Origin of the sequence: Cognatilysobacter terrigena (assembly GCF_004361065.1) — a bacterium.
Lineage (GTDB): Bacteria > Pseudomonadota > Gammaproteobacteria > Xanthomonadales > Xanthomonadaceae > Cognatilysobacter > Cognatilysobacter terrigena.
In genome coordinates this window covers 53,295-74,765 of sequence record NZ_SELT01000014.1, presented here as the reverse complement: position 1 = coordinate 74,765, position 21,471 = coordinate 53,295, and the positions used below count along the sequence as shown (strand labels likewise).

At 67.4% G+C, this 21,471-nt stretch carries 19 protein-coding genes and 2 riboswitches; of the genes, 12 read left to right on the top strand and 7 right to left on the bottom strand.

Annotated features, from left to right (window positions below; genetic code table 11):
* From EVS83_RS09750 to EVS83_RS09730, 5 genes are all read right to left on the bottom strand, one after another.
* Positions 1 to 254 (bottom strand): histone H1-like repetitive region-containing protein (locus tag EVS83_RS09750; RefSeq protein ID WP_166636864.1); only part of this gene is annotated, 254 nt, incomplete at its 3' end.
* A gap of 1,060 nt (positions 255 to 1,314) precedes the next feature.
* Positions 1,315 to 1,707: a glycine cleavage system protein GcvH gene (gene gcvH, locus EVS83_RS09745; protein ID WP_133500852.1), complete on the bottom strand. Its 393-nt coding sequence runs from the start codon at positions 1,705 to 1,707 to the stop codon at positions 1,315 to 1,317.
* Between the two features lie 103 nt (positions 1,708 to 1,810).
* Entirely contained in the window at positions 1,811 to 2,914 is a 1,104-nt protein-coding gene (gene gcvT / locus EVS83_RS09740) for a glycine cleavage system aminomethyltransferase GcvT (RefSeq protein ID WP_133500851.1), read from the bottom strand.
* 197 nt (positions 2,915 to 3,111) lie between these two features.
* Complete coding sequence (locus EVS83_RS09735) at positions 3,112 to 3,552, bottom strand: NfeD family protein (protein ID WP_133500850.1); 441 nt, start codon at positions 3,550 to 3,552, stop codon at positions 3,112 to 3,114.
* A gap of 10 nt (positions 3,553 to 3,562) precedes the next feature.
* Positions 3,563 to 4,507 carry an SPFH domain-containing protein gene (locus tag EVS83_RS09730; RefSeq protein WP_133500849.1) on the bottom strand — a complete coding sequence of 315 codons (945 nt, stop codon included), beginning with the start codon at positions 4,505 to 4,507 and terminating at the stop codon, positions 3,563 to 3,565.
* 97 nt (positions 4,508 to 4,604) lie between these two features.
* Here EVS83_RS09730 and EVS83_RS09725 point away from each other — a divergent pair, with 97 nt between their 5' ends.
* The 3 genes from EVS83_RS09725 (at position 4,605) to EVS83_RS09715 (ending at position 7,296) form a co-directional block, all read left to right on the top strand.
* Positions 4,605 to 5,204 carry an RNA polymerase sigma factor gene (locus EVS83_RS09725; RefSeq protein WP_246022846.1) on the top strand — a complete coding sequence of 200 codons (600 nt, stop codon included), beginning with the start codon at positions 4,605 to 4,607 and terminating at the stop codon, positions 5,202 to 5,204.
* Between the two features lie 490 nt (positions 5,205 to 5,694).
* Positions 5,695 to 6,063: a hypothetical protein gene (locus tag EVS83_RS09720; RefSeq protein WP_133500847.1), complete on the top strand. Its 369-nt coding sequence runs from the start codon at positions 5,695 to 5,697 to the stop codon at positions 6,061 to 6,063.
* A gap of 18 nt (positions 6,064 to 6,081) precedes the next feature.
* Positions 6,082 to 7,296 carry a PDZ domain-containing protein gene (locus tag EVS83_RS09715; RefSeq protein WP_133500846.1) on the top strand — a complete coding sequence of 405 codons (1,215 nt, stop codon included), beginning with the start codon at positions 6,082 to 6,084 and terminating at the stop codon, positions 7,294 to 7,296.
* Positions 7,297 to 7,344: 48 nt separating this feature from the next.
* Here the strand turns inward: EVS83_RS09715 and EVS83_RS09710 are convergent, their stop codons facing one another.
* Positions 7,345 to 8,319, bottom strand: a complete 975-nt coding sequence (locus EVS83_RS09710) for an aldo/keto reductase (RefSeq protein ID WP_133500845.1) — start codon at positions 8,317 to 8,319, stop codon at positions 7,345 to 7,347.
* Between the two features lie 117 nt (positions 8,320 to 8,436).
* A riboswitch (yybP-ykoY riboswitch) is annotated at positions 8,437 to 8,530 on the top strand.
* Positions 8,531 to 8,605: 75 nt separating this feature from the next.
* Here EVS83_RS09710 and EVS83_RS09705 point away from each other — a divergent pair.
* The 7 genes from EVS83_RS09705 to metK all read left to right on the top strand — a co-directional run bounded on the left by EVS83_RS09705 (position 8,606) and on the right by metK (position 15,160).
* Positions 8,606 to 9,169, top strand: coding sequence for a TMEM165/GDT1 family protein (locus EVS83_RS09705; protein WP_133500844.1), 564 nt, complete (start codon positions 8,606 to 8,608; stop codon positions 9,167 to 9,169).
* An 84-nt stretch (positions 9,170 to 9,253) separates the two neighbouring features.
* Entirely contained in the window at positions 9,254 to 10,531 is a 1,278-nt protein-coding gene (locus EVS83_RS09700) for a nucleoside permease (RefSeq protein WP_133500843.1), read from the top strand.
* Positions 10,515 to 10,895: a nuclear transport factor 2 family protein gene (locus EVS83_RS09695; protein WP_133500842.1), complete on the top strand. Its 381-nt coding sequence runs from the start codon at positions 10,515 to 10,517 to the stop codon at positions 10,893 to 10,895. Before EVS83_RS09700 ends, EVS83_RS09695 begins: the two co-directional genes overlap by 17 nt.
* Complete coding sequence (locus EVS83_RS09690; RefSeq protein WP_133500841.1) at positions 10,892 to 11,872, top strand: ribokinase; 981 nt, start codon at positions 10,892 to 10,894, stop codon at positions 11,870 to 11,872. Before EVS83_RS09695 ends, EVS83_RS09690 begins: the two co-directional genes overlap by 4 nt.
* A gap of 22 nt (positions 11,873 to 11,894) precedes the next feature.
* Positions 11,895 to 12,887: a tRNA dihydrouridine synthase DusB gene (dusB, locus tag EVS83_RS09685; protein ID WP_133500840.1), complete on the top strand. Its 993-nt coding sequence runs from the start codon at positions 11,895 to 11,897 to the stop codon at positions 12,885 to 12,887.
* A 123-nt stretch (positions 12,888 to 13,010) separates the two neighbouring features.
* Positions 13,011 to 13,841 (top strand): class I SAM-dependent methyltransferase, encoded by an 831-nt coding sequence (locus EVS83_RS09680; protein WP_133500839.1) that lies wholly within the window; start codon positions 13,011 to 13,013, stop codon positions 13,839 to 13,841.
* A gap of 107 nt (positions 13,842 to 13,948) precedes the next feature.
* A complete protein-coding gene (gene metK, locus EVS83_RS09675; protein ID WP_133500838.1) occupies positions 13,949 to 15,160 on the top strand; it encodes a methionine adenosyltransferase in 1,212 nt (403 codons plus the stop codon).
* A 93-nt stretch (positions 15,161 to 15,253) separates the two neighbouring features.
* Here metK and EVS83_RS09670 read toward each other — a convergent pair whose 3' ends face one another.
* Complete coding sequence (locus tag EVS83_RS09670) at positions 15,254 to 17,797, bottom strand: S9 family peptidase (RefSeq protein ID WP_133500837.1); 2,544 nt, start codon at positions 17,795 to 17,797, stop codon at positions 15,254 to 15,256.
* A 205-nt stretch (positions 17,798 to 18,002) separates the two neighbouring features.
* Here EVS83_RS09670 and EVS83_RS09665 point away from each other — a divergent pair, with 205 nt between their 5' ends.
* Together EVS83_RS09665 and ahcY are read left to right on the top strand one after the other, a co-directional pair.
* Positions 18,003 to 19,604, top strand: coding sequence for an SDR family NAD(P)-dependent oxidoreductase (locus EVS83_RS09665; protein ID WP_133500836.1), 1,602 nt, complete (start codon positions 18,003 to 18,005; stop codon positions 19,602 to 19,604).
* Positions 19,605 to 19,786: 182 nt separating this feature from the next.
* Positions 19,787 to 19,882: riboswitch (S-adenosyl-L-homocysteine riboswitch) on the top strand.
* Positions 19,883 to 19,916: 34 nt separating this feature from the next.
* On the top strand, positions 19,917 to 21,347 hold the full coding sequence (ahcY, locus tag EVS83_RS09660) for an adenosylhomocysteinase (RefSeq protein WP_133500835.1): 1,431 nt from the start codon (positions 19,917 to 19,919) through the stop codon (positions 21,345 to 21,347).
* Positions 21,348 to 21,471 lie beyond the last annotated feature (124 nt).

The window sequence follows — 21,471 nt, the reverse complement described above, 5'->3', positions numbered from 1 at the left end:
CCGCCCTTCTTGGCTGCGGTCTTGCGAGCGCCGCCCTTCTTGGCTGCGGTCTTGCGCGCGCCGCCCTTCTTGGCTGCGGTCTTGCGCGCGCCGCCCTTCTTAGCAGCGGTCTTGCGCGCGCCGCCCTTCTTGGCTGCGGTCTTGCGGGCGCCGCCCTTCTTCGCGGCGGTCTTGCGAGCGCCTGCCTTCTTGCCAGCGGCCTTCTTGGTCGCCTTCTTCGCGGTGGACTTCTTGGTTGCCTTCTTCGTGGCCATGGGGTGGCTCCTCGTTTAGTGGTCTATCGGGGTGTTGCCCAGTTCAAGACAACGTCGCGGGAACAGCCCAGCGACTGGCCGCTGCATCCTGGTACCGATGCGGCGGAAGCACCGGCGAACCGCTTTCGCGTCCGCCGAAATCGACAGCACCTGTCTGTTCTGCACGTTCGTCGCACACATGAAAAAGCCCGCCCCGCCAGCGGCGGATCGGGCTGCTTCGGAATGCTTCGAACGTTTTCGCGAGGGAAACGGATCCGGCGTCCACCGGTTTCGAGGTCCGGGCGGAGTTCCGTTTTGTGGTGCGCGTTGTCGCGTCGTTTTTTGCCACTCGCTTATGCAGGTTTCGCTGCTGGGGCGAAACCTAATCACGGTTTTTTGGTGTGTCAACAACTTGGGCGAATTTTTTTTCGGGGTTCTCCGCCGGTGCCGACCCACGACCGGACTCGCGACCGCGCGCATCGTCCGCACGACATCGATCGATCGACGACGCATCGAATCGCGCGTCGAAAAAAAATGTCTTGTTTAAAGGTGTTTTCTTTCGCGCGATGCGCGACGTGCATGCGATGCACGTGGCGTCGCGAGCCGCCGCGCGTACCCCAAACGGAAGCCGAACGGACGTCCGTGCGGGCGTGTGCGGGGCGCGAAGAAATCCGACAACTGGCGCGTCGCACAACCCCGATTGCGCGGATTTGCGCGAACTGTCGGCGCCCTCGATGGCGCGTTCGCAACCGTCGACGATGGTCGATCGCGGTGTCGCGATCGGTGTTCGACGCGTCGTCCGGTGGCATCGATCGAGGTCATCGCGGATCGATCAGAGGTGCATCCGACCACGACGATGCGGCGCCGATCGCATGTCGAGCGAGCCGACGATGGATCGGTCAGCACGTCGCGTCGCGACATCGCGGCGGTCGGTCGACCGCCGCGCACGCCATCGCGGCGCGTCACCCACGCAGTCGACGAGCGCGCTGTCGAGCAGACGTGCACTGCAATCGCCGCCGGAAAAAACGAAGAAGGCCGCGGACTTCCGCGGCCTTCCGGATATCGAACTTGAAATCGACTATCAGTGATCGTCTTCCAGCTGCTCGGCGTAGTCGTCGGGATCGAGCAGATCGTTGAGCTGCTCCGCGTCCTCGATCTCGAGCTGGTACAGCCAGCCTTCGCCGTAGGCGTCTTCGTTGATCGTCTCCGGCTTGTCGGTGAGCGCGGTGTTCACCGCGATGATCTTGCCGGTGACCGGCGCGTAGACGTCCGACGCCGCCTTGACCGATTCGACGACCGCGCAGGCGTTGCCCGCTTCGACGCGTTCGCCGACGTTCGGCAGCTCGACGTAGACGAGGTCGCCGAGCAGTCCCTGCGCGTGGTCGGAAATACCGACGGTGACTTTGCCGCCGCCTTCGACGCGGGCCCATTCGTGGGTCTTGAGGAACTTCAGGTCGCCAGGGATCTCGCTCATGGGGGCTCCGGATGCGTCGTGGGTCGCGTGGGGTGGATGCGATGCGCGGCTAGTTTAGCCAAGCGATGCGGACGCGACAGCCGCTCGTCCGCACGCGTTCGGGTCATGCGTCGGGGACGAGGTTCTGGCCTTCGCGCACGAACGGATATTTGACGACGCGCACCGGCACTTCGCGGCCGCGGATGTCGACGCGCACGTCGCCGAGTTCGCCGGCCGGTACGCGCGCAAGCGCGATCGCCTTGCCGATGGTGGGCGAGAACGTGCCCGAAAGAATTTCGCCCTCGCCCGCAGCGGTGAGCACCTTCTGTCCGTGGCGAAGCACGCCCTTCTCGTCCATCACGAGGCCGACGGTCTGACGCGCGTTGCCTTCGGCGAGCTGCTTCTCCAGCGCGGCGCGACCGATGAAGTCGCGGCCTTCGTCCATCGACACCGTCCACGCGAGGCCCGCCTCGTACGGCGACACGTCCTCGTCCATGTCCTGGCCGTAGAGATTCATGCCGGCTTCGAGGCGCAGCGTGTCGCGGGCGCCGAGGCCCGCTGGCTTGACGCCCGCTTCGACGAGTCGATCCCAGACGCGCACGGTCTGGTCGGCCGGCACCAGCACTTCGAATCCGTCCTCGCCGGTGTAGCCGGTGCGCGCGACGAACAGTTCGAGGCCATCGTCGGTGACGCCCGTCGCCGCGGCGAAGCGGCCGACCTTCTCGACCGCCGCGCGATCCGATTCGCGCAGCAGCCCGATCACCTTCGCGCGCGCGTTCGGGCCCTGCACCGCGATCATTCCGTAGTCGTCGCGCTCGGTGACGGTGACGCCGAACGCCACGGCCTGGTCGCGGATCCATGCGAGGTCCTTCTCGCGCGTCGCGGCGTTGACCACCAGCCGGAAGAACGACTCGTCGAGGAAGTAGACGATCAGGTCGTCGATGACGCCGCCGCGCGGGTTGAGCATGCAGGTGTACAGCGCCTTGCCCGGCTTCTTGAGCTTGTCGACCGAGTTGGCGACCAGCACGCGCAGGAACTCGCGCACGCGCGCGCCCTTGAGGTCGACCACCGTCATGTGCGAGACGTCGAACATGCCGGCGTCGCGACGCACCTGGTGGTGCTCGTCGATCTGCGAGCCGTAGTGGATGGGCATGTCCCATCCGCCGAAGTCGACCATCTTGGCGCCGTGGGCGCGGTGGGTCTCGTTGAGGACGGTCTTGTTCGTCATGGCGGGATCGCGGCGTGGGTGAGCCCGCGATTATCGCGGATCGCGACGCGTCGCGATGAAATGCATTGGCGATGGGGCCGGACGGGCCGCCATGCGCGCGCACGCCCGCTTCTGCTTATGGAGGACGACTGCCCGACACGGTCGCCTCGGTGACCGGTCGCGGCGGATGGATGTCGAGCGCATCCGCCGCGCTGTCGTCACTCCTGCGGGCGCACTTCCAGCGTCATGCCGCGCACACCGACCACCCGCACGCGCGCACCGACCGGCAGGTCAGGGCCTTCGACGTCCCAGAACGCGTCCGCGATCTGCACGCGACCGTGGCCGTCGACGATCGGCGCCATCAGCGGCACGACACGGCCGACGAGCTGCTCCGCGCGTCGATTGAGCGACGGACGATCGCTGTCACGTCCGCGCCCACGAAAGAACCGCACATAGATAAAGACGGAGAGGAGGCTCAGCAGCGCGAACGCGACCATCTGCCCGATGATCGCCATGCCCGGCATCGCGACGACCAGCACGACGGTGCCGGCGGCCGCGATGCCGAGCCAGAGCATGAACGCACCCGGCGCGATCACCTCCGCGGCGATCAGGACGAGGGCGACGATCGACCAGACGGTGGCGGCGAACGACCAGTGCATGGCGGCGCTCTCAGCGCGGCAGCGCCGGTGGCTTCGGCGCCGACGCGTTGTTCAGCGCTTCCTTCGCGAGCTCGACAATGCCGGCGATCGAACCGATTACGCCCGACGCCTCCATCGGCATCATCACGAACTTCTGGTTCGGCGCTTCGGCCAGCGACTTGAACGCCTCGATGTACTTCTGCGCGACGAAGTAGTTGATCGCCTGCACGTTGCCTTCGCTGATCGCATTCGAGACGAGCTCGGTCGCCTTCGCTTCCGCCTCGGCTAGTCGCTCGCGCGCTTCAGCCTGACGGAACGCCGCTTCGCGCTGGCCTTCGGCTTCGAGGATCACCGACTGCTTCTCGCCCTCGGCCTTGAGGATCGCCGCCTGGCGGAAACCCTCGGCTTCCAGGATGTTCGCGCGCTTCTCGCGCTCGGCCTTCATCTGTCGCGCCATCGAATCGACGAGGTCGCGCGGCGGCGCGATGTCCTTCAGTTCGATGCGGTTGACCTTGATGCCCCACGGATGCGTCGCCTGGTCGACGGCAACCAGCACCTTCGTATTGATCTCGTCGCGCTTGGACAGCGATTCGTCGAGGTCCATCGAGCCGATGGCGGTACGGATGTTGGTCATGACGAGGTTGAGGATCGCGATCTCCAGCGTCGCGACCTCGTACGCCGCCTTCGCCGCGTCGAGCACCTGGAAGAACACGATGCCGTCGACCTTCACGACGGCGTTGTCCTTGGTGATCACGTCCTGGCTGGGGACGTCGAGCACCTGCTCCATCATGTTGATCTTGCGGCCGACGCCGTAAACGATCGGGAACAAGAAGTGCAGGCCGGGCTCGAGCGTGTGGGTGTATTTGCCGAAGCGCTCGACGGTCCACTCGTAGCCCTGCGGAACCATGCGGACGGTCTTGAAGAGGATGATCACCGCGACGAACGCGAGTACCAGCCCGACCAACGAAATGCCCATGACACCCTCCCCTGGTGGATGCCGCGAGTATAGGCCCGGCGACCGGCTGCGACGGTTTGCCGACCTCGTGCATCGATAGGAGGGAATGACCGTCGCCATGACCGCCGTCGACCCCTTGCCTGCCGTTGCGCCGCGCCCGCGGAGCAGCTTCGCGATCGACGTGCCGGCCTCGTTGCTGGATCGTGCGCGCCGCGGCGAGCATGCGGCGTTCGAGCAGCTGTTCCGCTGGTTCGAGCGCCCCGTGTACACGCTTGCGATGCGCATGTGCGGCAGCCCGGACGACGCCGCCGACGTGCTGCAGGACACGATGCTCAAGGTGTTCGGCAACCTCGGCTCGTTCCGGGGCGGTAGCCCGTTCTGGGGCTGGCTGCGGCAGGTGGCGGTGAACGAAGCGCTGCAGAAGCTGCGCAAGCGTCGACTGCTTGACGACGAGTTGCCGATGGGCGAGCACGAATTCGAGGACTTCGCCCCACCGCCGGCCTCCGCCGCGGACGCCGCCGCGCTGTCGCGCGCAATGCAGAAGCTGCCGTCGTCGACGCGCAGCGTGCTGTGGCTCTACCACGCCGAGGGCTACACGCACGAGGAGATCGCCGACCTCATGCAGCGCACGCCCAGTTTCTCCAAATCGCAACTCGCACGCGGCAGCCGCCGGCTGCGCGCGCTGCTGGAAACACCGCAGGAGGCCGATCGTGGCTGATTCATCTAGATCCCGCCCGACGCCGCCGTCCGACTGGTCGCAGGCCTTCTCTTCATTGCCGCTGGAAGCGCCGCCGGCGGACGCGTGGTCGCGTGTGGCCATGGCGCTTCCGCACGGGAAGCCCGTGCGGCGTCGTTCGACGACAGGCTTGGCCGTCGCGGCGACGCTGGCCGTCGCCGCGGGTGGCGGCTGGCTCGTGATGTCGGCATTGCGCGAGGCGCCGACGGTGATTGCGCAACAGGATGCGGGACCGACGGTTACTCGTCCGACGCGTGAGGGATCGACCGCCATGAACCCCGGGCTGGCGCCGGCGGCGACCCAGGCCGCAGCGCCGAATGGTGCGCAGCCGGATACGGAGCTTGTGACGCCGGCTTCTGCGCCCGCGATGGCCGCCGCGATCACATCGCGTAACGGCACGTCGCCGCCGTTGGAAGTCCGGACCTCGTCGGGGACGTCCGCGCGCCTCGTCGCGACCGCTGCCGGAACGACCATGCCGTCCACAACGACTGCACGAAACCACGTTGCGTCGACCGTCGCATCGGCTACGGACGCGCCAACCGCAAGGTCATCGCTCGACGACCTCCGCGCCGAATCCGCGCGCCTCGAAGCGCTCGTCGCCTATGCCCGCGACGACAAGATGCAGAGCGCTGCCGCCGCGATGCTGACGGGCGACGTCGACGATCGCCTGCACGTCATCGATGCCGCGCTGTCGCAGGCCGGCCTCGGGGATGCGGAGCGACTCGATCTGTGGACCCGCCGCGTCGACGCATTGCGCGAGCTCGCGGGACTGGAAGGCACGCAACGTTGGCTTGCCGCGCACGGCGAGTCCTATGAGGACGCGCTCGCCCGCGTCGATTGATTTTTGAGAGAGGTGACCATGTACGCACGCATCGCAACACGTTCGACGCTCGCCGTCGCGCTCGCCGCCACCGTCGCCTTCGGCGCGTTCGCGCAGTCGACGGATCGCACACAGAAGGAAAAGGAACTCGCCGAGGCGCGCACGCGGCTGGAGCAGGACGCCAGGCGCGTCGCCGAGCTGTCGAAGGACCTCGGCGTGCCGGGGGGCGACATCGTGATGTTCCAGCATCGCGCGCTGCAGCGTCCGGTTCTCGGAGTGCTGCTCGATGGCGACGAGGCGCGCGGCGTACGCGTTAGCGGCGTGACACCGGGCAGCGGCGCCGCGAAGGCAGGCCTGCTTGCGGGCGACCGCATCCTCAGCATTGACGGCAAGACGGTCACGGGCACGGACGGTGACGCCCGACTCGCGATGCTTCGGTCGTCGTTGTCGACGATCAAGGCAGGAACGCCGGTCGCCGTCGGATACGAGCGCGACGGCAAGACCACGACAGTACGAGTGACGCCCGAGGAAGGTCCGCCCGTCATGCTGTTCGGTGGTGATGGCAGCATGGCCGGTTTCCACGGCGACGTTCGCTTCGCACGCGATAGTCACGGCAATCCGGCGATCGAGGCCGAACGCGTGGAGATCCGGACACGTCCTGGTGAACCGGTGGTAGTGCACCGGCTGGACGACCACGGCAAGGTGATCGAGCACCGTGTAATGCCGCCGATGGGCGTCGATCCGGGCATGCACCGCGAAATCGTCCGCATGGCGCGCGGCGGCGCGTGCAGGGACGGCGACAAGTGCGAGCATCTCGCGCTCGCCGAAGCGTTCCGCTGGAACGGGCTCAATCTCGCGTCGGTCGACGCGCAGCTCGGCCGCTACTTCGGGACCGATCGCGGCGTGCTGGTGGTCAGCGCGGGTCCGGACCTCGCCGGGCTGCAGGCGGGCGATGTGATCCGCAAGGTCGACGGCCGTGACGTGTCGACGCCACGCGACGTGATGGATGTGCTTCGCGCCAAACCGGAAGCCAGCAACGTGGCCGTCGAGTACCTGCGCGATCGCAAGAACGGCACGTCGCAGGTGAAGGTGCCGAAGCCGATGCGCTTCCCGATGCCGCCGATGGCGCCGCGCGATCCCGGCGCGCCCATGCCGCCGCCTCCGCCGCCGGCCCCGGAGGTCGGCATGCAGTTCGAAAGGGAGATGGCACCGATCGCGATGATCGCGCCGCCACCTCCGCCGCGTGTCGACTGACGCGCACACCGCTTTCCCAATCGGCGCCGGGCGACCGGCGCCTCTTTTTTAGGCGGCTGCGGCCTCGAGCTGCTGCCACTGCACTTCGTCGAGCGCATCGACGAGTTCCAGCGCAGCGAGGTTCTGCAGCAGCTGTTCGACGCGGCTCGCGCCGAGGATCACGCTCGAAACGTGCGGGTTGCGCAGGCACCACGCGATCGCGAGCGTCGCCGGCGGATGGCCGATCGTCTTCGCCGCTTCGGCAAAACGACGCGCGCGCTCCATGCGGTGCTCGCTCTCGTCACCGAGAACGATGCGCTTGAGCCACCCCAGTCCCTCGCGTTCGAGACGCGCGGGCTCGTCCTTGGATGCGTCCGCGTACTTGCCGGTGAGCAGGCCCGACGCAAGCGGCGAGAACGTCGTTGTCCCCAACCCGAGCTCCGCATACAGCGGTGCGTACTCGAGTTCCACGCGCTCGCGGTGCAGCAGGTTGTACTGCGGCTGTTCCATCTGCGGCGCATGCAGGTGGTGCGCCTTCGCGACGCGATGCGCTTCGCGGATCAGATGCGCCGGCCATTCCGACGTGCCCCAGTACAGCACCTTGCCCTGGCGGATCAGCGCGTCCATCGCCCAGACGGTTTCCTCGACCGGCGTGTCCGGATCGGGACGGTGACAATAGAAGAGGTCGAGTGCGTCGACGCGCAGCCGCTTGAGTGCGGCATGGCAGGCGTCGTGCACGTGCTTCTTCGACAGCCCGCGCTGCGTCGGACGCGGATCTTCTGCCGCACCGAAGAACACCTTGCTCGACACGCAGAAGCCGTCGCGCGGCAGGCGCAGGTCGGCAATGACGTCGCCCATCACCGACTCCGCATTGCCGTTCGCATAGCTCTCGGCGTTGTCGAAGAAGTTGACGCCGTGGTCCCACGCCGCGGCGACGAGGTTGCGGCACTCGCTGCGCGGCACCTGGTTGCCGAAGGTGAGCCACGCGCCGAACGACAGCGCGGACAGCTGCAGGCCGGAGGATCCGAGGCGGCGGTAATGCATGGGCGTCTCCGAGGTGAGCATCGCATCGTACCCGCGCGCGATGTGACGCCGGTCCGGTAATCGATTGCAACGCGCGCGTTCATCGCAATCGGGGCGCGCGCCAGTACAATGCGCGCTCCTCTCGGGGAGTAGTCCGCCGTCGCTTCGACGGCCCGTACGTCAACACACTTGGCCGGCTAGCCATGGCGTACGGAGGATCGCAACGCGATCCGGGGCAAGACCGAAGGCGTTGCGCGTCCTGCCGGGCCGTGCCTCGCCTTCGTGCATGCCCGGCATCGGACCTCCCATGAATGCACTCCTGATCTCGACCGGTACCGTCGCGCTCGCCGAAATCGGCGACAAGACGCAGCTTCTCGCCCTCATGCTCGCCGCGCGCTATCGGCGCCCGTGGCCGATCGTGGCCGGCATCGTCATCGCGACCGTGCTCAACCACGCACTCGCCGCCGCGCTCGGCGACTGGCTGTCGACCCTGCTCACGCCCGACGTGCTGCGCTGGATCGTCGCCGGCAGTTTCATCGCGGTCGCGCTTTGGACGCTCAAGCCCGACACGCTCGACGACGGCGACGACAAGCTGTCGAAGTACGGCGCGCTGGCGGCGACGACGATCGCCTTCTTCCTCGCCGAGATCGGCGACAAGACGCAGGTCGCGACCGTCCTGCTCGCCGCGCGCTTCCACGATTTCGTGCCGGTGGTGACGGGCACGACGCTGGGCATGCTGCTGGCGAACGTGCCGGTGGTGCTGCTCGGCAGCCGCTTCGCGGACCGCCTACCGCTGAAGGCCGCGCGCCTTACTGCCGCCGCCGTGTTCGCCGCGCTCGGCATCTGGGCGCTGGTCCGAGGGCTCGGCTAGTCAGCTTTCCGGCGGGCGGCCGGCTTCACCACGGCCGCTTTTGCCTCTACGCTGCGGCGACTTCCGCGCCCAGCAGGACCGCCTGTGAATCTCAAGCTCCGCCTCACGCTGATGAACTTCCTCCAGTTCTTCGTCTGGGGGGCGTGGCTGATCACCGTCGGCGCCTACTGGTTCCAGAACCGCCAGTGGTCGGGCACCAGCTTCGGCGCGATCTTCTCGACCATGGGCATCTCGGCATTGTTCATGCCGTCGCTGATGGGCATCGTCGCCGACCGCTGGATCAACGCCGAACGTCTCTACGGTGCGCTGCACATTCTCGGCGGCGTGTTCCTGTGCCTGCTGCCGCGCGCGGCGGATCCGAACCAGTTCTTCTGGCTGATCCTCGCGACGATGCTCTGCTACATGCCGACCATCTCGCTCGCGATCGCGGTGGCGTACAACGCGCTCAAGCAGCAGGGCATGGACGTGGTGCGCGACTACCCGCCCATCCGCGTCTGGGGCACCGTCGGCTTCATCGCCGCGACGTGGACCACGAGCTGGCTGGGCTTCGAGTCGTCGCCGGGCCAGTTCTACGTCGCGGCCGCCGGCTCGTTCCTGCTCGGCATTTACGGCTTCACTCTGCCCGCCGCGCCGCCGCGCCTCGGTCGCGACGAGAGCCGTTCGCTGATCGACGCGCTGGGCCTGACGTCGTTCCGCCTGTTCCGCGACCGCAACATGGCGGTGTTCTTCATCTTCGCGATGCTGCTGGGCGCCGCGCTGCAGCTCACCAACGCCTATGGCGTGACGTTCCTGAAGGACTTCGAGTCGCTGCCGCAGTTCAAGGATTCGTTCGGCGTCCGCCACGCGGCGGTGATCGTTTCGATCTCGCAGATCTCCGAAACGCTCTTCATCCTGACCATCCCGTTCTTCCTGAAGCGCTTCGGCATCAAGACAGTGATGACGATCTCCATGATCGCCTGGTTCCTGCGCTTCGGCCTGTTCGCCTACGGCGATCCGGGCCCGGGCCTGTGGATGATCGTGCTGAGCTGCATCGTCTACGGCATGGCGTTCGACTTCTTCAACATCTCTGGTTCCCTGTTCGTCGAGCAGCAGAGCGACCCGCGCATCCGCGCCTCGGCGCAGGGCCTCTTCATGCTGATGACGAACGGCATCGGTGCCGTGCTGGGCAGCTCGATCAGCGGCTGGATGATCGATCGGTTCTTCACCGGCCCGGGCGGCGCGAAGGACTGGCACGGCATCTGGACGACGTTCGCGCTCTACTCGCTCGCGATGGCGATCCTGTTCGTGCCGCTGTTCCGTCATCGCCACGGCGCCGGCGCGCGCGTGGCCGCCCACGGGGCGACGGATGTCGACGCCCCCTGACGATGTGCTCGCGGCGCTCATTGCCCGCGAGCCGCTCTTTCATCGCCCCGAAATCGGCACCTCGCGTGCCGACTTCGAGCGGATGGTCGCCGACGACTTCTGGGAAACCGGCGCGTCGGGCCGGCGCTACGACCGCGCGTTCGTGCTGGACGAACTCGACCGCCGCTATGCGAACGGCGCGTACGACGACGACTGGCGCTGCGAGGACTTCCGCTGCCGCGCGCTCGGCGTCGACATCTATCTATTGACCTACACGCTGCACCAGGGTCCGCGCGTCACCCGCCGCATGACGCTGTGGCGGCGCGACGCGGCCGACTGGCGCGCGGTGTACCACCAGGGCACGTTGGTCCAGGAGAACGCATGAGTCGGATCGTCGCCGTCGTCGGCAGCTTCAACGTCGACCATGTCTGGATGCTGGACGCGCTTCCGGTCGCGGGCGAAACACGCTCCGCCCGCTACATGAGCGGGCCGGGTGGCAAGGGCTTCAACCAGGCGGTCGCTGCCGCGCGTTCGGGTGCGGCGACGCGCTTCATCTGCGCGCTCGGTGAGGACGCGGGCGGTGCCTACGCGCGATCGCTCGCCGTTGCGGACGACATCGACCTGCGCGATGCACACAGCGATCTGCCGACCGGTTCGGCGGGCATCTTCGTCGATGCCAAGGGTCGCAATTCCATCGCCGTCGCCGGTGGCGCGAACGACACGCTGACCGCAGTGCACGTGCGTGGGACGTTGTCGGGCGACGTGCCGGCCGTCGTGCTCGCACAGCTCGAGACACCCAGCGAAGCCGCGATCGAAGCGTTCGCACTCGCACGTGCGAGCGGTGCGCTCACGATGCTCAATCCCGCGCCGGCGAACGTGCGTGTCGATGCCGCATTGCTTGCGGCCACCGACATCGTGACGCCGAACGAGACAGAATTCGCTGCGCTGGTGCGCACGCACCTGGGTCGCGAGCTCGATGCAGACGCGGTACGCGCGCTGGCCGATCCTGCGCTGCACGCGATCTGCCGGGAACTCGTGCCGAACGGCACCGTCGTCGTCACGCTCGGCTCCGCAGGTGCGTTCGTCTCGCATGCGGACTCGCGCCGCCGCGGTGACGACGCGTCGCACTACCGGATTCCCGCGCCGAAGGTCGCCGTCGTCGACACCACGGGCGCGGGCGATGCCTTCAACGGCGCGCTCGCCGCGTCCCTCGCGCTGCGGCCCGGCCAGGCTTTCGCGGCGAACATCCGCTACGCGATCGCTTACGCCAGCGTGTCGACCGAACAGCCCGGCGCAGCGCCGTCGATGCCGGCACGCGACGCCGTCCACACCCGCTTCCCGGACGCCGCGCTCCCCGCCTGACCGCGCCGCTTAGAATGGCGGCATGCGCATCGGCCCCTACGAGATCGCGCCGCGCGTGATCCTCGCGCCCATGGCGGGCGTTACCGACAAACCGTTCCGGCTGCTGTGCAAGCGGCTGGGCGCGGGGCTGTGCGTGTCGGAAATGACGACGTCGGACCCGCGCTTCTGGACGACCGCGAAGTCGCGCCACCGCATGGACCACGTCGACGAACCCGCGCCGATCAGCGTGCAGATCGCTGGCACGATCCCCGAGGCGATGGCCGACGCGGCGCGTCACAACGTCGAGCACGGCGCGCAGATCATCGACATCAACATGGGCTGCCCGGCCAAGAAGGTGTGCAACGCCTGGGCGGGCTCGGCGCTGATGCGCGACGAGGCGCTGGTCGGCCGCATCCTCGATGCCGTGGTCAACGCGGTCGACGTGCCGGTCACGCTGAAGATCCGCACCGGTTGGGCGGCGGACGCGAAGAACGCGCTGACCATCGCGCGCATCGCCGAAAGCGCGGGCATGGCCTCGCTCGCGATCCACGGCCGCACGCGCGACCAGCAGTACACCGGGTTCGCCGAGTACGACACGATCGCGATGGTCAAAGCGGCGCTGTCGATTCCGGTCGTCGCGAACGGCGATGTCGACTCCCCGCGCAAGGCCGCCGAGGTACTCGCCTACACCGGCTGCGACGCGGTGATGATCGGCCGCGCCGCGCAAGGCCGACCGTGGATCTTCCGCGAGGTCGCGCATTTCCTCGCGACGAGCGAAGAACTTGCACCGCCCTCGCTCGAGGAGGTGCGCGACGTCCTGCTTGGCCACCTCGAGGCGCTGCATGCGTTCTACGGCGGAGTCTCCGGCGTGCGCATCGCGCGCAAGCACCTGGGCTGGTACGCGAAGGACAGGCCGGAAAACGCGGCGTTCCGTGCCGTCGTCAACCGCGCGGAGACGGCCGACGCGCAGTTGCGCCTGACCCGCGACTATTTCGACGCCCTGATCGCCGGCACGCCGCTCGAACTCGCGGCCTGATCTACCCGCCGCGTTGCAGTCGCGCTCCCGCGACATCGTGTTCCAGCCGAAGCCGCCCGCTGCCGGTCGATGTCACGGACGCTTAGCGCGTCGCGTCCATGATGTGGCGCACGGAGGCCCACGATGACCGACCACGACGACACCGACCACGTCTACCTGCACGGCTTTTCGCGCACCGAGCAGGCCCGCCTGCTCAAGCAGGCGCGCATCGCCGAGTCGACGATCTTCTCGACGATCGACTACACCGGCGCGCGTCGCGTGCTCGAGGTCGGTAGCGGCGTCGGCGCGCAGACGGAGATCCTGCTGCGGCGCTTTCCCGACCTGCACGTCACCTGCATCGACCTGAGCGAGCCGCAGCTCGAAGCGGCGCGTGAGCATCTCGGCGGCAAGCCCTGGCTCGACGGCCGCTACGAACTGAAGCAGGCCGACGCCACCGACCTGCCCTTCGAGCCGCGCAGTTTCGACGGCGCGTTCCTGTGCTGGGTGCTCGAACACGTGCCGTCGCCCGCCCGCGTGCTCAACGAGGTGCGCCGCGTGCTCAATCCGGGCTCGCCGGTCTACATCACCGAGGTCATGAACTCCTCGTTCTTCCTCGACCCGTATTCGCCGAACGTCTGGCGCTACTGGATGGCGTTCAACGACTTCCAGCACGAACACGGCGGCGACCCGTTCGTGGGCGCGAAGCTCGGCAACCTGCTGCTCGCCGGTGGCTACCGCGACGTCTCGACGGAAGTGAAGACGTTCTACTTCGACAATCGCGAGCCGGCGCGTCGCAAGGTCATGATCGCGTTCTGGGAGGAACTGCTGCTGTCGGCCGCGGACAACCTGATCGAGGCCGGCGTCGTCACGCCCGACATCGTCGATGGGGTGCGCCGCGAGATGCACCAGGTCCAGAACGACCCGAACGCCGTGTTCTTCTATTCGTTCCTGCAGGCGCGGGCGACCGTGTTCTGAACCGCCGTTGACCCCTTCCGCGCGTGGGCCGGCGCAGAATGCACCGGCCGGGCCGAGCCTGTATCATGCGCGGCCATCTTTCTATCCGAATACAAGGATAAAGCCCGATGTCCAGCTACCTCTTCACCTCGGAATCGGTCTCGGAAGGCCATCCGGACAAGATCGCCGACCAGATCTCCGACGCCGTCCTCGACGCGATCCTCGCGCAGGACAAGCGCGCCCGCGTGGCCTGCGAGACGATGGTGAAGACCGGCGCCGCGATCGTCGCCGGCGAAGTCACGACGTCGGCGTGGGTCGACATCGAGTCGCTCGCGCGCAACGTGATCAACGCGATCGGCTACGACAACTCGAACGTCGGCTTCGACGGCCACACCTGCGCGATCATCAACATGCTCGGCAAGCAGTCGCCGGACATCGCCGCGGGCGTTGACCGCACGTCGCCGGAAGAACAGGGCGCGGGCGACCAGGGCCTGATGTTCGGCTATGCCTGCGATGAAGCCCCGGAGTTCATGCCGGCGCCGCTGTACTACAGCCACCGCCTCGTCGAGCAGCAGGCCAAGGTCCGCAAGAACGGCACGCTGAAGTGGCTGCGCCCGGATGCGAAGTCGCAGGTCACGCTGCGCTATGACAACAACCACAAGGTCGTCGGCCTCGACGCCGTGGTGCTGTCGACCCAGCACGATCCGGACATCGCGCAGAAGGACCTCGTCGAGGCCGTCTACGACGAAATCCTGAAGCCGGTGCTTCCGGCCGAGTGGCTGTCGTCGCTGCCGAAGCACAAGGTGCACATCAATCCGACCGGCATCTTCGTGATCGGCGGCCCGGTGGGCGACTGCGGCCTGACCGGTCGCAAGATCATCGTCGACAGCTACGGTGGCATGGCCCGCCACGGCGGCGGCGCGTTCTCGGGCAAGGATCCGTCGAAGGTCGACCGCTCGGCGGCGTATGCCGCGCGCTACGTCGCGAAGAACATCGTCGCGGCCGGCCTCGCCGAGCGCTGCGAGGTGCAGGTGTCGTACGCGATCGGCGTCGCCGAGCCGACCTCGATCTCGGTCACCACGTTCGGCACCGGCAAGATCTCCGACGAGAAGATCGAGCAGCTGATCCGCGCGCACTTCGACCTGCGCCCGTACGGCATCGTCAAGATGCTCGACCTGATCCACCCGGTGTACCAGCCGACGGCGGCTTACGGCCACTTCGGCCGTGCGCCCTACGAGCTGACCTACACGGGTCAGGACGGCAAGTCGGAAACCGCCACGGCGTTCTCGTGGGAGAAGACCGACCGCGCCGACGCGCTGCGCAAGGAAGCCGGGATCTAATCGGCTTCGCTTCATCGCCGGAGCGATCCGGCAAAGAAAAAGGGCCGCGAGATGCGGCCCTTTTTCATGGAACGACGGAATGTGTCGCTCGCGTCACTTCGCTGCGGCGCTCGCCGATGCGGACGGCGCAGTCGCCTTGGCATTCTTCACGTAACGCGTCAGCCAGTCGTCCGTTTCTGCGAGCATCGTCATGATCGACTCGCGCGCGCGGTAGCCGTGCGCTTCGCGCGGCAGCATCACCAGGCGCGCCGTGCCGCCGACGCCCTTGATCGCGGCGAACATGCGTTCGCTCTGGATCGGGACCGTGCCGGAGTTGTTGTCGTCTTCGCCGTGGATCATCAGGAGCGCGTCCTTGATGTCCTTGACGTAGTTGAACGGCGACATCGTCATGTACGTCTCGCGCGCGTCCCAGTAGTTGCGTTCCTCGGCCTGGAAGCCGAACGGCGTGAGCGTGCGGTTGTACGCGCCGCTGCGTGCGACGCCCGCCTTGAACAGGCGCGTGTGCGCGAGCAGGTTCGCCGTCATGAACGCGCCGTACGAATGCCCGCCCACGGCGATGCGATCGCGATCGGCGATGCCACGACGCACGACTTCGTCGACCGCCGCCTGCGCACTCGAGGTGAGCTGCTCGATGTAGGTGTCGTTCGGCTCGCGATCGCCCTCGCCCACGATCGGCATGGACGGATCGTCGAGCACCGCGAAGCCGCGCGCGAGGAACGGTAGCGGACCCCAGTAGCTCACCGCATTGAAGCGGTACGGCGAATCGGTGACCTGCGACGCCGCCGCGGCGGATTTGAACTCGGCCGGATACGCCCACATCAGCAGCGGCAGCGGCTTGTCCTTGCCCGGCCTGAAGCCCGGTGGCAGGTACAGCGTGCCGGTCAGCTCGACACCGTCCTTGCGCTTGTAGCGGATCTGCTCCTTGCGGATGTCCTTGAGCTGCGGTGTCGGATGCTTGAACGCGGTGAGCGCGCGCAACGCGCCCTTGTCGTCGCGCACGAAGTAGTTCGGCGGATTCGCGGGCGACTCCTGCGTCACCAGCAGGCGGTTGCCGGCATCGTCGAGCACCGCGACGGGTGCGGTGTAGTTCGGCGCCGCCGAACGGAACACGCGCGTCGTGGCGAAGTCCGCCAGGTTCACGCGATCGACGAACGGGCGGTCGCCCTCGGGCGATGCGCCGTCGCCGATGCGGAAGAACGCGCTGCCGTCCGCAGTGAACTGCAGACGCGGCAGGTAGCTGCCGTTGCGCGTGGTGACCGCGTTGCCCGGGTCGGCGTAGCGATCTTCGCTGGAGCCTTCGTGCACGAGGCGTGGCGCGATCGTCGGTGCATCGGGCGCGACCAGCCACTGCTTCTGCTGGCGCGTCTTCCACCAGAACTCGTCCACCAGCGCGACGTCGCCGCGACCCCACGTCGCGCCGGCGAAACGCGTGGCGAGTTTTGCGAGCACGGTCGGCGCCGCATCGAACGGTGCCGCCTGCTGGTAGACGACGTCGCGGATGTCGGCCGCCTTCGCGGGATCGCCGCCGTCCTGCGCTTCGGCCCAGACGAGCGTGGCCGGCGCGTCGCTGCGCCATTCGATGTCGCGCACGCCCGTCGGCACGGCGTCGTTGCCGTTCGGCAGGCCTTCGAACAATGGAAGCGTGGCGATGGTGTGTTCGGCGCGACCGTCGAGCCCGACCACCGCGATGCGCCGCGGGAAGTACGACAGCGGGACGATGTAGGAATACGGACGATCGATCGTCTGCACGAGCAGGTGGCGACCGTCCGGCGACGGTGCGACGTCGACGTAGCGCGCGGGTTCGCCGATCGTGCGGACTTCGCCATCGACCGACACCAGCGCGGGCTGCGCGGTGAGGTAGTGGTCGAGCACGCGCGCATCGGTCTCGCTGCGCAGCATGTCCTGGTAGGTGCGCAGCTGGCGCACGGTGCCGCTGCCCTGCGTTTCCTGCACGTTCGGGCCGGCGGGCGCGCTGTCGCCTGCGGGCGGCTCACCCTGCCCTGCGGGACGCAGGTTCACCAGCAGGTTGCGCGAATCAGGCATCCAGCGCGGCGCTTCCATCACGGTGTTCAGACCGGCCGCGACGCGACGCGCCTTGCGCGCCTGCACGTCGACCAGCCACACCTCGTTCGCGCCGCTCACCGGGTCCTGCTGGTTTAACGCGAGGAAGCGCTGGTCCGGCGACCACACCGCGCCCGCGACCGACAGGGGCTGCGGCAGGCCGTCGATCTTCGCGTTCTTGCCGGTGGCGACGTCCATCAGCCACAGGTCGCTGCCGAACGAGAATCGGCTCGGCGCATAGCTCCGCGCGTTGATGCGGATGCCGGCGAGCTTGAGTTCGGGCTGCGCGACCAGGCGGATCGACGGGAGCGGCGGCGTCTGCAGCATCGCGGCGACGTCGCGCTTCGGCCCGAGCAGCAGCTGCGGCGGCCGCGGGGCGTCGACGATGGCCTGCAACTCGGCGGCGGGCAGGCGGTAGCCGGCGTCGGCTTTCGCGGCGTTCGGCGTGGTGAGCGCCGCTGGCTGGCCGATCGCGACGCCGGCGCAGGCCAGCGACAGCAGGGTGGGAAGGAGAACGTGGCGCAACAGGTGGGCGTGACGGGGCACGTGGCGGTTCCGAAGCGGGCGAATCGCCATGCTTCGCATCCGGCCGCTGGACTGTCATGCGCCAGAAGGCATGGCGGACGCGACCGGAGTCGCGATCGCTGTGCCGTGCGGAACGAGGAATCGATCGCCCGCTATTCGCGTTCATGTGCGCACAGCCGCTGACAGGGGTCGCAATGCGAAAATGCCGCACCGCCCGCGGCCGGAGGCCGCCCCGGCTCCGCTCGACATCCTGCTCATGACCCCGAATCCCGCGGCGGCGGCCCCGCACGCCTCCCCGTCCGCTGATACCGCCCTGCTCGACCGCGTGCGCGATGCCACGGCGTTGCTGACGCAGGTCGCCACGGACCGTACCGTCCTCGACGCGTTGCCCGCCGAGGATCGCGCACGGCTGCATGCGTCGATCGCCGCCGCGTTCCATCCGGATCGCAAGGCGCGCAAGGAACGGCAAAAGAATCGCGAACGCGAGCGCAATGCCGAGAACGTGCGTCGCACCGAAGCGTTGCTCGACAGCACCGGCATCCGCGAGCTGCGCCGCAAGCCGGTGTTCACCACACCGAACTACCTGCCGCCGCGCGGGCCTGATCGCCTCGCGCTGGAAGCCCCCGCAGTGCATGTCGACACGCCGGAACGCGAGTCGCCGGAAGTGCTGACCTGCTACGTCTGCAAACAGAAGTACACGCAGGTCCATCACTTCTACGACCAGCTCTGCCCGCCGTGCGCGGACTTAAATTTCTTCAAGCGCGGCGAGCTGGCGGACCTGTCGGGGCGCGTTGCGCTGCTGACGGGTGGCCGCGTCAAAATCGGGTATCAGGCCGGCATCAAGCTGCTGCGCGCCGGCGCGCGTTTGATCGTGACGACACGTTTCCCGCGCGATTCCGCGATGCGTTACGCGCAGGAGCCGGACTTCGCGGAGTGGAGCGATCGCCTGGAAATCTTCGGCCTCGACCTGCGACACACGCCGAGCGTCGAAGCGTTCTGCAGCGAGATGCTGCGCACGCATGATCGGCTCGATTTCATCATCAACAATGCCTGCCAGACGGTGCGACGTCCGCCCGGCTTCTACGCGCACATGATGGCCGGCGAAACCGCGGCGCTGCATGACGCGCCTGAACAGATCCGTCGGCTCGTCGGTCGTTACGAAGGCCTGCGCGGCTACGCGATGCTGCCGGAAGGCGATACCGCGCAGTCGCTCATGTCGCACGGCGAAAGTGCGCTGCACGATGCCGCCGGTCTGACGCGCGCGGCGGAACTGTCGCAGGTGCCGCTCCTCGCCGACGAACTCCTCGGCCAGAAGCACCTCTTCCCCGAAGGCCAGCTCGACAAGGACCTGCAGCAGGTCGACCTGCGCGGTCGCAATTCATGGCGACTGCTGATGCACGAGGTGCCCGCGGTCGAGCTGCTGGAGACGCAGCTCGTCAATGCCGTCGCGCCCTTCATCATCAATGCGCGATTGAAGCCGCTGATGCTGCGCACGCCCGGTCGCGACAAGCACATCGTCAACGTGTCGGCGGTGGAAGGTCAGTTCTATCGCAACTTCAAGACGACGCGTCATCCGCATACGAACATGGCGAAAGCGGCGCTCAACATGATGACGCGCACGTCGGCCGCGGATTACCAGGCCGACGGCATCCACATGAATTCGGTCGACACCGGTTGGGTGACGGACGAGGATCCGGTGGAGATCGCAGCGCGCAAGGTCGTCGATGAGCGCTTCCATCCGCCGCTGGACATCGTCGACGGCGCGGCACGCATCGTCGATCCGATCATCCACGGCATCAACACCGGCGAACACGTCTGGGGTCAGTTCCTGAAGGACTATCGGCCCACGGATTGGTGACGCTCACTCGAGGCATCGTCACGCGAAGTCGCCGACTTCATACGCCGCCACCGTAGCGAGTGAGCGGCAGCACTCGCTCCAACGGCCGCTTCGCGGTGGACTAGCCGCGTAAGCCTCAAACCGACTGGCATCCCGACAGCGCCACGAGTGCCGCGGGCCGCCTCGCTGTACAATTCGCGGGCCCTGCCGAGGGGCGCTGCAAGTCCGGCCGCCGTCAGGCGTGGTGTCACACCGGAATCAGGCTCGGCACGGTTTTCCTGCAACGGCGCCCGTTTGACGCGAGTCCTTCTGGACTCCTGAACGGAGCAATCCATGAACGCACAGATCAAGACCTTTTCGACCGAGGGCGACTACAAGGTCGCCGACATCTCGCTCGCCGACTGGGGCCGCAAGGAACTCGACATCGCCGAGCAGGAAATGCCGGGCCTGATGTCGATCCGCCGCAAGTACGCGCCGAGCAAGCCGCTCGCCGGCGTGCGCGTCACCGGCTCGCTGCACATGACGATCCAGACCGGCGTGCTGATCGAGACGCTGAAGGACCTCGGCGCCGACGTGCGCTGGGCCTCGTGCAACATCTTTTCGACGCAGGACCACGCCGCGGCGGCGATCGCCGCATCGGGCACGCCGGTGTTCGCGTGGAAGGGCGAGTCGCTCGAGGAGTACTGGGACTGCACGCTCGACGCGCTGACCTTCCCGGGTGGCCTGGGCCCGCAGCTCGTCGTCGACGACGGCGGCGACGTCACCCTGCTGATCCACAAGGGCTACGAGCTCGAGAACGGTTCCGACTGGGTCAACTCCCCGTCCGGCTCCCACGAGGAGCAGGTCATCAAGAACCTGCTCAAGCGCGTCAAGGATGAGCGCCCGGGCTTCTGGCACAAGGTCGTCGCCGACTGGAAGGGCGTCTCGGAAGAGACCACCACCGGCGTGCACCGCCTCTACAAGCTCGCCGAGGAAGGCTCGCTGCTGGTGCCGGCGATCAACGTCAACGACTCGGTCACCAAGTCGAAGTTCGACAACCTCTACGGCTGCCGCGAGTCGCTGGCCGATGGCCTGAAGCGCGCGATGGACGTGATGCTCGCCGGCAAGGTCGCGGTGGTCTGCGGCTACGGCGACGTCGGCAAGGGTTCGGCGCACTCGCTGCGGGCCTACGGTGCGCGCGTGGTCGTCACCGAGATCGACCCGATCAACGCCCTGCAGGCCGCGATGGAAGGCTTCGAGGTCAACACCGTCGAGTCCACGCTCGGCCGCGGCGACATCTACGTGACGACGACCGGCAACAAGGACGTCATCACGCTCGAGCACATGTCGCGCATGAAGGACCAGGCGATCGTCTGCAACATCGGCCACTTCGACAACGAGATCCAGGTCGATGCGCTGAACACCTCGGGCGCGGTTCGCACCAACATCAAGCCGCAGGTCGACAAGTACACGTTCGCGAACGGCAACTCGATCTTCCTGCTGGCCGAAGGCCGCCTGGTGAACCTCGGCTGCGCCACCGGCCACCCGAGCTTCGTCATGTCGAACTCGTTCTCGAACCAGACGCTCGCGCAGCTCGATCTGTGGGCGAATAAGGACGAGTACGAGGCGAAGGTCTACATCCTGCCGAAGAAGCTCGACGAGGAAGTCGCTCGCCTGCACCTCGAGAAGATCGGCGTGAAGCTGACCGTGCTGACCGACGACCAGGCCGCGTACCTCGGCGTGGACAAGGAAGGCCCGTACAAGCCGGACCACTACCGCTACTGATCCAAGCGGCGGTATCGCAACACAGGGAAACGGGCGCTTCGGCGCCCGTTTTCCTTTGCGACGACCCAACGTGAAAGGGCGAGCGGCTTTAGAACGAGAAGCGGCCGTTCTTGTGCCGCCGCCA